This window comes from Thermococcus sp. (assembly GCF_027008145.1).
Taxonomy (GTDB): Archaea; Methanobacteriota_B; Thermococci; order Thermococcales; family Thermococcaceae; genus Thermococcus.
Map to the genome: position 1 here is coordinate 1 of NZ_JALTCZ010000017.1, position 11,779 is coordinate 11,779.

An 11,779-nucleotide genomic window follows, 5' to 3' on the forward strand; every position below is an offset into this window, starting at 1 on the left:
GCCTTTCTCTTCCCCCTCCTGCTGGCGTTGAAAGATGGAACTCCAGTCAGTCCTTTCCTCATTCCGTTTGTTCTGAGTTTGGTTATTGGCCTCTTCCTCCGCCTGCTCGACAGGAACCCGGAGATAGGAATTAAAGAAGCTTTTTTCTTGGTCTCGGTTGCATGGCTGGCCGTTGCGGCCATAGGTGCCCTGCCATACATTCTCTCCGGAAAGACCTCCCTCGCGAATCCCGTGAACGCGCTCTTTGAGAGTATGAGCGGTTTTACTACCACCGGGGCCACCGTCCTCAACAACTTTTCAGGGCTACCTGAGCCCGTGCTCTTCTGGCGCCAGTTTACTCAGTGGCTCGGTGGGATGGGGATAGTTGTTCTGGCAATAGCGATACTTCCAAGGCTCAGCGTCGGTGGCGCCGAACTCATGAGCCTTGAGGCTCCGGGACCGCAGTTCCAGAAACTTACTCCCCACATAAGGCAGACCGCCAGGATATTCTGGGCGATCTACTTGGCACTGACATTTCTCGAAACCGCCGTGCTAATGGTTCTCCACTACATCGGGATGGCACCCAGGATGACCCCCTACATGGCGCTCGTCCACTCCTTCACAACGATGAGTACCGGCGGCTTTTCTCCCCTGGCTGCCTCTATAGAGGCTTTTTCTCCCGCGGTTCAGTGGGTGGTGATAATCTTCATGGTGCTCGCCGGGGCTAATTTTGCCCTCTTCTGGTACCTCCTGAGGAGGGACTTGAGGATTTTCAGAAACGAGGAGTTCCGGGCCTACATTCTGGTGCTCGTTGCGGTCTCCCTTCTCATTGTCCCAATGCTTATGAGACAATATGGGTTCTCCCCACTCACGGCTCTCAGGCAGGCCCTCTTTCAGGTGGCGTCGATAGTAACTACGACCGGCTACGCTACTATGAACTTTGCCCAATGGACATTACCGGCTCAGGCAGTTCTCTTCTTCGCCATGTTCATTGGTGGTTCCAGTGGTTCCACGGCGGGTTCAATTAAAGTGATCCGCTGGATTATAGGGCTGAAAGCCCTTAGGAGGGAGCTTTTCCAGGCCTTTCATCCCGGTGTCGTGAAGCCCGTTAAACTGGGTGGAAAGCCCGTTGAGGAGCGCTCTATAAGAGGTGTTTTGGCCTTTATCGTCCTCTACATACTGGTGTTCCTGCTCGCGTGGCTCTTCGTCATGCTCAATGGGACTACCAACGGGGCCCAGCTCAGCATCGCAGACTCTATGAGCGCCGTTGCGGCAACTCTTGGGAACATAGGGCCAGGCATTGGAGCCGTTGGTCCAATGGCCAACTACCTCATCTTTCCCCCTTCCACCAGACTCCTTATGTTCTTCCTGATGTGGCTGGGTAGGCTTGAGATAGTGACGGCCCTCGTCCTTTTCACCAGGGGCTACTGGAAGTGGTGATTTTTTACCTCTTTTTAAATTCAAGCCTCGTCCTTCAGGCTGGGGGAGGTTAGGAAAAGGCTTATTAATACCCATGCAATTTAATTTTCATAGGTGTGAACAGACAACCGGGTGACAGGTATGGGTGACGTTTACGAGAGGCTTGAGGCCCTCCTCCGCTCCCTGGGTGTCAAGAAGGCCGAGCTGAAGATATACCGTCTCCTGCTGGAAAAGAGAAGACCCATGAGGGTAACCGAGATAGTAAACGAACTGGGTATAAGCGAGCGCTCGGTCAGGGAGCACGTCCTGAGCCTCTATCGGAAAGGAATCCTCAGGCGTGAGCTCGTACAGCAAGGCTGGCTCGGCTACACCTACAGTGCGGTCTCCCCAGGTGAGCTCCTGGAGCACATAAAGGCCAGCATACTGAAAAAGATAAACGAGCTGGAGCAGGAGTTCAGAGGCTCTAAGAACTGAGTGAGACTACCCCTGTTCCCGCGAGGATCTCAATAAGCTTTTCAAGCTTCTCCTTCTCCACCCCATTGTATTCCTCCTCAAGTGCCTTTAACGCCCTCTCCCTCTCCAGGGTTTCGCCGAGCATTAGCAACTCGTGGAGTTGCGTGTAGAGCTTCCTTTCCTTAGTTAGCTGTTTGAACGTCCTCCAGTCGGCTTTCCGTGCCTTTAGGAGCCTCTCGTTCAGCACTCCCTTGAGTTTCCACTCCAGCCAGGGTTCGCTTTTGAATTCGTGTCCCATGTTTGTTCCCAGATAGGCCGAGTCTCTGGCGAGACCCCTCAGGACGAGCCTCTCCGCTTCCTCGGTGTCGTGCTCCATCGAGAGCTCCCCTAGAACCTTTAGGGAGTAGGCACGGCTGAAGCGCCTGAGCTCCTCCTCATCTCCTTCAGCTAGGGCCAGTGCCGTCGCTAGAACCGCCCTTCCGATTATCCCAATGGTTCCCAGGCTTAGCTTCTCAACGCTATCCTCGCTGGAGTGGTAGAAGCGGTCGGGCCACGTTATGGGCATCACAGCTGGAACGCCGAAAAAGTTCAGGACGTCGTGGTCACTTCCTATCTCATAGTGGTAGACCCTGAAGGGCATCACCGGCATCGGGCTCCCGGAGAAGCTCGAACCCTGGGAGTTCGAGGCCTCAAGGTAAGCCTCAAGAAGGCCGGAAACCACAGAGAACCTAGAGAGGGGTGTCCTAACGAGCATAAGTGTGGAGCCGGAACGGTCGGGGCTTCCGGCGACCATGTCTAGGTTTATTGAGGTGTAGTAGTCATCAACACCGAAGGTCTCGATAAACGCCTGCGTCCCGTGGTACTCTGGAACCCAGAGAAAGGCGAAGCCGAAGCGGGATGAACTCCTATGTGCCTCGCTCAGGGCGCGCGCCAGCTCTATCAGCATCGCACTTCCGGAAGCGTTGTCGTTTGCTCCGGGCTTGGGGTGGCAGATGTGGGCTGTGAAGAGGACGTAAGGTGGCTCCCCGACCTTGGCTAGTACCATTGGGAGGTCTTCCCTATCTTTCACCTCGCTCTCGACGTTTATTCTGGCCCTAACCCCACCGTTCAGGGCTTTTCTAATTAGCTCCCGAGCGACATCTTCCGGAACGGCAACGGCAGGTATTTCCGCCCATTCCATGTCATCCTTCGTCAGGAAAAGCCCGATGTAGGGGAATGCCTTTCTGCTGCTCTCCCTGTAGGCTATGAAGCCCTTTGCCCCCTCCTCATTGGCCCTTCTGTAGGCATCTCTCCAGTCCTTTCCAACGAGGACAACCTTTTCTTCGGCCATTTTCCAGTCCTCATCCCTCAGGATTGGTAGAACATCACCCTCAGCCTCCCCTGGTGGGGAGTGGGCCATCACTAGGAGTGGGCTCTCCTCAGTTGTCAGCTTCTTCTCCCCGAGCAGGGCGCTTCCACCCCCAAGCCGCCACGCTATGGGGGACTGAAGGGTTAGATGCCAGCTTCTGCCGTCGTATCTTCCTCTGTGCAACTCGACCTCCACTCCAAGTTCATCAACAAAGTCCCTCACGAGGAGGGCAGCATCGACGAGCTCCCTCGACCCCTGTATTCTGTGGAACTTCCCTATCTCACTAACGTAGTAGAGGACGCTTTCGGCCCGGAACTTCGCCCGGTCAAAGAACCGCTTCATAAGATCACCAGAAGAATAAGGGAGGAAGGACTTAAATGCTTACCTTCTGAAAACCTCACCCTTCAGGTCGGAGGAGGTCAGCCCCAAGTAACGTGCCTGTTGAAGATGAAGCGAACCACGAAGGAGAGCACTATGCCCACGAGATTCGCGAGGAGGTAGTGCATTCCAATCCAGACTAGAATTGCATAAACGAGCCACTGGAAGAGCGCTCCGGTAAGTGCGGCCGCGTGAAAGCTCAGCAGCCTCTGGAGGAGCGGTCTTTTCCTGAGGTCGCGGAACGTCCAGATGTCGTTCCAGAGGAAGTTGTTGAGTATCGCCAGCTCGGTGGCAGGTATGTTGGCGATGTACTTGTCCCAGCTGAGGTGAACGAAGGCCCAGAGGAATCCCTCGTTGACGAGAACCCCTGAGAGTCCGACCAGACTGAACTTGAGGAGCCTGTCCAGTTCTCCCTCCCAGCGCATCAGCCTGTAGAGGTGCCTGATGTAGTTGAACATTGTCCTTCCGCTGAGCTTGCTCTCCCCCGCTCTCCTGAGGCCAAAGGTAAATGGTACCTCGACGACCCTCTTATAGTTACCCTTGATGAGTACCTCAAGGAGTATCTTGAAGCCAACAGGGTTTAGCTCTGCCTTCTCAACGACCCCCCTCCTGAGGGCGAAGAAACCGCTCACCGGGTCTCTAACGTTTCTTATCTTTGGCAGGGCCAGCCTGCCGAGCATTATCGCCCCCTTCGAGACGAGCTTTCTGTACCAGTACCAGTTCTTCACTCTTCCTCCGGGAACGTAGCGGCTGGCTACGGCTATGTCGGCCCCTTTCTCTATCTCCTTCAGCAGGCTCGGGATGACCTCCGGCGGATGTTGCAGGTCGGCGTCCATGACGACGAAGACGTCTCCGCTGGCCTCTTTGAAGCCCCTTATTACAGCTGAAGAGAGACCCTTCTCCTCGGTTCTCCTTATTACCCTGACGTTGTATTTCTCCGAGAGTTCCTGTGCCAGCTTCCACGTTTCGTCGGGGGAGTCGTCGTCGACAACGACTATTTCGTAATCGTAGTCCCTTAACGCCTCTGAAATCCTCTCAAAGAGCTCGGGTAAGTTCTCGCGCTCGTTGTAAGTCGGCACTATGACGCTTACCTTCATCTTCCCACCTGCCGGCTCTCCTACTCCGTAAACTTTATAAGTCCTGCGAATCCCTTATGAGCGGGCAGTGGGGCCGTGGGGTAGCTTGGTCTATCCTTCCGGCTTCGGGAGCCGGAGACCCGAGTTCAAATCTCGGCGGCCCCACCATTGAAACTTTTGCCGGGCAATCCCAGAAGGATTCCACCCACGATAAGGCAAAGCCCGAAGACCGTTGACGGCTCTATTCTCTCTCCCACGGCCAGCGAGATGAAGAAAAGGCTCAGGAAGGGCACGAGGTAGGCCAAATTCGAGGCAAACTTCATGTCAATCTCGAGCGCCCTATGCCAGAAGAGGTAGGTAACGCCCATCTCGAAGAGGCCGACGTAGGCCGCTCCGGCGAGGCCCTCGATAGGAGGAACGGTGAACCCGCCCAAGAGTGCGAGAACCGCTGAAATGTAAGCGAATCCAAAGAGGAAGTTCCAGAACATCTTCTCGATGAGTGAGCGTTCATCCCTGAGGTTCATTATCCAGTATGTGGCCCATATAACCGCGCTCCCGAGGGCTAGGGCAACTCCTGCCGGGTTTGAGAAGTCCAGCCCCCTCAGGTTTCCCCTCGTGACCACGATAAAGGCACCAAAGAAGCCGAGGAAGAGTCCGGTAACTACCCTCATTCCGGGCCTCTTACCTAGGAGTGGAATCGACAGCAGGACGAGCACCAGCGGCCAGGTGTAGTTTAGGGCCTGGGCCTCCTGAGCCGGGAGCTCCTCGTAGGCGGAGAAGAGGACGGTGTAGTAGAGGAAAATCAGAAGGCCGAGGTAGGCCGAGCGGAGGTTCTCCTTCCGTAGAGAGAGCTCACGGGAGTAAAGAACCCCAAAGACGATGAGCGAAGTCAGGGAAGCGTAGAAGAGCAGCTGAAGGGGTTTCATGTAGTGTAGCGAGAGCTTGAAGGCGGAAGCAACCGTTGACCAGAGGAGCACCGAGAGGACGGCGTGCTTTCGGGGCATGGCTGGAGATGGAGCGGAGGGGATAAAAATTTATCCACGCTCCTTCAGAACTCGCTCAATAACCGAGTCAACTATGCGGTACTTCCTCCTGCCGTTCACAGATTCTCTGACTGTCCAGCTCATCTTTTCTAGGCCTATCTAGGAGCGCCGCGAGCCTTGCCTTTGGGACTTCCTGCCCCTTTACAGCCAGGTACTCCCTGAGGGGCTCCCAGCGGTTGTAGCCTTTTGCTATGCCCTCAAGGATCAGGACGTAGTGGGGGCTTCTCCTTTCAAGTTCCTTAAGCTCTCCTATGAGGAAGCCTTCGGCCCTTTTTAAGACGCTTTCAATCGCGGGTTTAAGCCTTCCCTTCTTGAGATAAGCCCTCCCAAAGTCCACAAGCCAGCCAAGGATTCCATCAAGGACTTCAACGGCTCTCTCAAGCTCTTCCTTCGGGGTTTCAACTCCAGCTTCGGCGAACCCTTGAGTGAGGAACTGGATGGATAACTCCCTCGAAAAGGGCATCAGCCCCACTTCCCCGTAGCTCCTCCCGTAGAGCGGGCTCTCTTACTCATCGAGACCGGGGAAGTCTTGGAGGAGGCAATCTCTGAACCCGTCAGAATGAACCTCAGGTTCTCAAGGCTGTCGTAGGCGTACGCGAAAAGGGTAAGGAACTCCTTCCCCCTGCGAGAGCCATAGAAGCGGAGGTACTGGGCCTCGTCTATCCTGATAACCGTGCCGAAGTCATTCAGGGCCTCAAGGACGTCGGAAATTTGGAGGGATCTCTCGAACCTGAGCTTAACCCCCTTGACTTTCACGCCCCTAACATTCTTCATAGCCTCGATGAGAAGGCCCCTAAAATCCCGGCGCAGGGAGTTGAGGGCTCTCTCAAGTTCCCTCCTCAGGGAATCTGCCTTTATCCAGCCACCCGAATCGAAGTACATTTTTCTGGTGTCTATGTAAACGCCGTTCTCAATCTCGTTGAGGGTTGCCCTTAGGAGGGAGCTTTCACCAACCCTCCTTATTCCAAGAAGGAGTGTTAGAGTTCGTTAGTTGATGACAGGTGCTTTGAACTCCTCTCTCCTGTCAAAAAGCTCATCAATCCTCTTCTTCGGTCTCGGGTCGAACAGCATAGGTAATGCCTCCGTTACCTATAAGCCTTTGGGTGAGAAAAAGACCGGAAGAGGAAAGATGGAAGGGATCACCTCTCCCTGAAGGCTCCGTACTTCTTGGGGTCGTAGAAGGGCGGTGAGACCGTTACCGCTTTTCTGGGCTTACCCCTGATCTCTATCTCCAGCTCGACGCCGGGCTTGGCGTACTCCGGCTTCACGAAGGCTATGCCGATTCCTATGCCGAGGAGCGGCGAGAGTGTTCCGCTGGTGACCTCGCCTATGAGCTCGCCGTCAGCGTAGACCTTGTAGCCTTCCCTTGGGATTCCCTTGTCGACCATCTTGAAGTGAATCATCTTACTCGGCAGGCCGCGCTCCCTCTGCTTCAGCAGGGCTTCCTTCCCTATGAACTCCTTGTCCCAGAAGATGGCAAAGTCAAGGTTGGCTTGGAGAGGAGTTACCTCGTCGATGTCGGTGCTGAGGAGCTGTTTCTCTTTGGTCTCGTTGCCGTAGAGCGTGTAGCCTGCCTCAAGGCGAAGCGTATCGCGAGCACCAAGTCCTGCTGGCTTAATACCGTACTTCTCGCCGGCCTTAAGGATCGTCTCCCAGACGTGAAGTGCCTTCTCCGGCTTCCCGCGCTTGCTCTCGTCCGGGTGGTAAGGGTTGGAGTCCTCAAAGTAGACCTCCCAGCCGTTCTCGCCAGTGTAGCCGCTCCTGGAGAGGAGCATCTTTATTCCATCGAGCTCAACCTCCTTGGCCTGGAACCACCAGAGGTCGTTGATGTCTATGCCGAAGAGGTCTCTGGCGAGGTCTCTAGCTTTAGGCCCCTGAATGGAGAACATGACCATGTCGTAGGTCTTGTTCTCCATCTCGAGGTCGAGGTTGCCAAACTTCTCGATTCCTCGTTTTATCGCGGTGAACCACGCATCGAGCTTCTCGAAGGCGTCGCTGTCACATACCATCATGTAGGTGTCGTGTCCAAGGTTGAAGACGAGGGTCTCGTCCTTAACGGCACCCCTCTCGTTGAGGACGAGGGTGTAGGTTCCGCTTATCGCGGGGGGCCTGCTTATGTCGTTTGTGGTAACGTACTGGAGGAACTCCAATGCGTCCTTACCGCGGAAGATGAACTCCCCCATGTGCGAAACGTCGAAGATTCCAACGCCGTTCCTCACCGCGAGGTGCTCCTCCTTTATGCTCGAATACCAGATGGGCATCTCCCATCCGGCGAACTCCTCAACCTTCTTCGCGTTCTCCTTATGCCAGTCGAAGACGTGAACCCTCTTGACCATGGCTACCACCGTTAAAACTTCTGTCTGGTCGTTATAACCCTTTTCACTCTATGTGCCTTATAGCCTCCGCCGGCTTCAGCTCGGCTGCCTTCTTGGCAGGATAGACGCTCGCGAGAAGGCCTATTATCAGGGTTACACCAAAGGCGATGGCAACGACCCTGAGGTCAACGACGGGACTCGGGAGACCGGAGGTTTTCGCCCTTAAAATTTCAACTACCAAATCGGCCATCAGAACACCGAAGCCGAACCCGATAGCCCCCCCGATCAGGGTCATCATCATGCCTTCTAGGAGTATCATCTCAAGAACGAACTTCTTCTTCGCCCCGAGAGCCCTGTATGTCCCTATCTCCCTTGTCCTCTCCATGACCGATGTAAGGAGCGTGTTTATGACCCCGAGGGCACCGACGAAGAGGGCTATGCTTCCTATGCCGATCAGAAGGTTGTTGAGCATCGTCTCTATCTGGACGACGACCTCTATTCCCTGGCTCTCAGTTATGACGGTGGCAGTAGGAAGGATCCTCTGCACCTGCTCCTTTACCTGGTTTACAAATGACACGTCATCTACCCAGAGCTCGACAAAGCTGATCTGTCCTGGCTCGTTGTATATGCTCTGCAACGTCCCGAGGGGAACGAAGACGCTCGTGTCGATGAAGCCCCCTATGACGCTTTCACCGCTCTCTTGGAAGTTCCCAGAGACCTTGAACTCCCAGGCCCTGCCGTTCTCGTCGTATATTTTTATTGTCTGGCCCGGGAGTATTTCCCAGTTCAGGTAGCCGCCGCCTTCCTTCTGAACTTTTCCGTTGGCCAGAGAGTAGCCGAGGAGAGCTTTGAAGCGCGAGCCCTGCGGTATGAACTGACCCCTCTGAAGTTGAGGGCCGGTGAGGGCATAGAACTTCTGGGCGTCCCTCGGTATTATCCCCATTACGGTGACAGGTATCTGCCATCCCCGGTAGTCCATTACCGTGAACTTTAATAGAACCGGGTTTATGGCCTCGACGTGGTTTATCTTTCTGAGCTCATCGACAACGCTCTCGTTGAAAGTGTTCGTTCCTATCGCCCATATAGAGGCCCCCATCCCCGGGAGAACTATGATGACATTGCTCGTGCTCTGCAGGGTTCTGCTTATCGATATCTGAAACCCCTCCGCTATTGAGATGAGGGCTGTGATCGAGGCTATCGCGATGATTATGCCGAGCATGGTGAAGAACGTTCTTATCTTCCTCCGGTGGAGGTTCTTGAAAGCTATCTTCACTATCTCTCTATCCACGCCTTAACCTCCAGGCAATGATTATCAGCAGGACGATGAGTGCCCCAGCGGCATAGTAGTAGTCGTGTCTCCTCTTTGCCGAGATGTTGGCGGGTAGCTGGAGGCTTATGGTCTGGTTAAAGCTGGTGAAGCTACCGTTTATCGTCATGTAGGTGACTTTAACGACAACCGGATAACGACCCGCGCTGATCGTTGAGTTCAGGATCACGAAATTCGCACTGTCGTAGTCCATTGGCTCGACGCTACCAACATAGCGCTCTCCCAGGGGGAATAAGCTAAGAACCGGGGAGCTCACCGACACAGTTACCCCCCTGGCCGGAGCCTTCCCGTCGTTCGCAACGTCAACCTCGAAGTTGTACTTTCCGTTGCTTACCCAGATGTTGCCGATGTAGACCTTCAGCCTCGGCCTCCCTTCGACCTGCACTCCAAAGGTGGCTTCCTCCTTGTAGGAGACGCCGTTCTCGTCCTCGTAGGTTATCACCGCGTAGAGCGGATAAACGCCCGTAGAGACGTCCTTGACGGCAAAGACCAGAGTTCCCTCGCCGGTGTCGTTCACGGGCAACTCGTCGAAGTAGATGACGCTCTGCTTCCTGATTGGATATATGTTGGCCTGCTCTTTGGTCTCCCCTGTTGGGAATAGCGTGTAGGTCTGTTGCTCTGTCTTTGGCTTCGTTGGAAGGAGCTCAACCCTGACGTGGTAAGCCGGCGCGTTGCCGGTGTTTTTGACCCTGAGCAGAACGGTGAAGTTTGATGCCGGCCCAACCGGGTTTGGCTCGGTCGTAAAGTTCTCGATTATGACCTTCGGTCTCATCAAGTCGTTCACAGGTATTCCAATCTCGATCTCGCTGCTTTTGATGACCCCGTTTTCGTCGCTGTACTCGAGGGTGATATAGAGTGGATAAACATCAGGCTTTATTGCCTTCGAGGCTATGAGTCTGAAGTGGAGGGTCTCCTCATGGCCAGGCTGGAGCATTCCGGTGTACTGAACCGGTCCTTGGAGGTAGGATGCGAAGGGCATCTCCTCTTGGAAGGTTGGCACGTTGACCGTTGGGAGGGGAACCATCTGGACGTTCTCCTGCCCCTGGAGGTAAGGCTTCGAGTAGAGATAGACCTTCACGTATCTCGCCGCCCTGTTCCCGATGTTCTCCACGGTGATGTTGAGCTGGAAGGGTCCGCCGACTTCAACCGGCGAGAAGCTGACGTTCTTTATCACGACCACGGTGCCCTCAACTATCGAGTAGGTTATGTACTTGGGCACGAGTATCTTCATCGTGGCACTGTTGTTGGTGATGTTGTATATCAGTATGTCCGCACTGTACCAAGCATGGGCCCCTGTTCCAAAGTAGGCGTAATCGGTAGTCCCGTTGCGGTAGTAGCGCATCAGCACGCTTCCATTTTTGATTTCGAGCACCGAGAGCTGGAGAGGACCATAGGAGAAGGTGGTGTTTTCATGGACAACACCGTAGAAGACCGTCGCTGGCTTTGAGTAGACTGCCACAAGGGCCCTCGGATTGTTCGAGAGAGGGTTCTCTATGTATATCAGCGAGACCTTCACATCCTCGTAGGAGTAGCTCTCGCCGGGGGAAAGGGAAAACGTCTCCTTTCTGAAGTTCTTGTTGTCCCTTATCTCGAAGAGAACCAGCGGCGGCCAGGTGTTTTGGTTGTACAGGAAGTTAACGACCGTCAATGTGTAGTTCCCGATAATTACCGACTCCCCGAGTCCCAGATAACCCTGAAAGGTTCTCATGTACTGGGGCTCACTGGGAGTTGAGCCGCGGACAGGGGAAGCAACCAAGAGCAGGATTATCATGATGAATGCAAGCCGTTTCAAAGTTCTTTCACCTCGTAGAGCTTTCCATCCCTTATCCTCAAAACCTTATCGGTTTTTCTAGCGACATCAATGTCGTGGGTTACCACCACGAAGGTCGTGCCCCTCTCCCTGTTGAGGGTTCTCATGAGGCTCACTATCTCCTCCGATGCCTTGGTGTCGAGGTTTCCGGTGGGCTCGTCCGCCAGCACTATGCTCGGTTCGTTCGCTAGAGCCCTCGCTATCGCTACTCTCTGCTGCTGTCCCCCGCTCATCTCGGTTGGCTTGTGTTCCTCCATCTCCGGGATGCCGACCATCCTGAGGAGTTCCCTCGCCCTCTTAACCCTCTTCTTCGATGGAACCCCCGCGAGTATCATCGGTATCTCAACGTTCTCACGGGCAGTGAGAATTGGAATGAGGTTGTATTGCTGGAAGACGAAGCCTATCTTTCTCAGCCTCATTTCGCTCAACTCATCATCGTCAAGGCCAACCATAGGGGTGCCGTCTATGAAAACCTCCCCAGAATCCGGGACGTCGAGGAGGCCAAGCATGTTGAGGAGAGTCGTCTTGCCACTCCCGCTCGGACCTATTATGGCTATGAAGTCCCCTTCATAAACCTCTACGCTCGCTCCCCTGAGGGCATGGACAGCTATACCCCTACCCATCCTGTAAG

11 protein-coding genes and 1 tRNA gene are annotated in these 11,779 nt (G+C 54.6%); 3 read left to right on the forward strand and 9 right to left on the reverse strand.

Annotation, left to right across the window (positions count from 1 at the left end):
- Together MVD07_RS00660 and MVD07_RS00665 are read left to right on the forward strand one after the other, a co-directional pair.
- On the forward strand, nt 1-1,419 hold a 1,419-nt coding region (locus MVD07_RS00660), incomplete at its 5' end, for a TrkH family potassium uptake protein (protein WP_297497236.1).
- Nucleotides 1,420-1,539: 120 nt separating this feature from the next.
- On the forward strand, nt 1,540-1,872 hold the full coding sequence (locus MVD07_RS00665) for a transcriptional regulator (RefSeq protein WP_297497239.1): 333 nt from the start codon (nt 1,540-1,542) through the stop codon (nt 1,870-1,872).
- Here MVD07_RS00665 and MVD07_RS00670 read toward each other — a convergent pair.
- Nucleotides 1,862-3,541 (reverse strand): DUF4910 domain-containing protein, encoded by a 1,680-nt coding sequence (locus MVD07_RS00670; RefSeq protein ID WP_297497242.1) that lies wholly within the window; start codon nt 3,539-3,541, stop codon nt 1,862-1,864. The two genes, MVD07_RS00665 and MVD07_RS00670, sit on opposite strands and share 11 nt — an antisense overlap.
- Nucleotides 3,542-3,618: 77 nt before the next feature.
- On the reverse strand, nt 3,619-4,674 hold the full coding sequence (locus MVD07_RS00675) for a glycosyltransferase family 2 protein (RefSeq protein WP_297497244.1): 1,056 nt from the start codon (nt 4,672-4,674) through the stop codon (nt 3,619-3,621).
- A gap of 69 nt (nt 4,675-4,743) precedes the next feature.
- Here MVD07_RS00675 and MVD07_RS00680 point away from each other — a divergent pair.
- A tRNA-Pro gene (locus MVD07_RS00680) sits at nt 4,744-4,821 on the forward strand.
- Here MVD07_RS00680 and MVD07_RS00685 read toward each other — a convergent pair.
- The 7 genes from MVD07_RS00685 to MVD07_RS00710 form a co-directional block, all read right to left on the reverse strand.
- Entirely contained in the window at nt 4,800-5,657 is an 858-nt protein-coding gene (locus tag MVD07_RS00685) for a DMT family transporter (protein WP_297497247.1), read from the reverse strand. The genes MVD07_RS00680 and MVD07_RS00685 overlap by 22 nt on opposite strands.
- A gap of 67 nt (nt 5,658-5,724) precedes the next feature.
- The gene (locus MVD07_RS10895; protein ID WP_366078419.1) at nt 5,725-6,159 is read right to left on the reverse strand and encodes a hypothetical protein; all 435 of its coding nucleotides are present in this window, start codon (nt 6,157-6,159) and stop codon (nt 5,725-5,727) included.
- On the reverse strand, nt 6,159-6,578 hold the full coding sequence (locus tag MVD07_RS10900; protein ID WP_366078420.1) for a hypothetical protein: 420 nt from the start codon (nt 6,576-6,578) through the stop codon (nt 6,159-6,161). Before MVD07_RS10900 ends, MVD07_RS10895 begins: the two co-directional genes overlap by 1 nt.
- Before the next feature lie 257 nt (nt 6,579-6,835).
- Nucleotides 6,836-8,032, reverse strand: coding sequence for a glycine cleavage system aminomethyltransferase GcvT (gcvT, locus tag MVD07_RS00695; RefSeq protein WP_297497258.1), 1,197 nt, complete (start codon nt 8,030-8,032; stop codon nt 6,836-6,838).
- 43 nt (nt 8,033-8,075) lie between these two features.
- Nucleotides 8,076-9,299, reverse strand: a complete 1,224-nt coding sequence (locus MVD07_RS00700) for an ABC transporter permease (RefSeq protein WP_297497250.1) — start codon at nt 9,297-9,299, stop codon at nt 8,076-8,078.
- Nucleotides 9,292-11,130, reverse strand: coding sequence for a hypothetical protein (locus MVD07_RS00705; RefSeq protein ID WP_297497252.1), 1,839 nt, complete (start codon nt 11,128-11,130; stop codon nt 9,292-9,294). Before MVD07_RS00705 ends, MVD07_RS00700 begins: the two co-directional genes overlap by 8 nt.
- On the reverse strand, nt 11,127-11,779 hold a 653-nt coding region (locus tag MVD07_RS00710; RefSeq protein WP_297497255.1), incomplete at its 5' end, for an ABC transporter ATP-binding protein. The genes MVD07_RS00705 and MVD07_RS00710, both read right to left, overlap by 4 nt.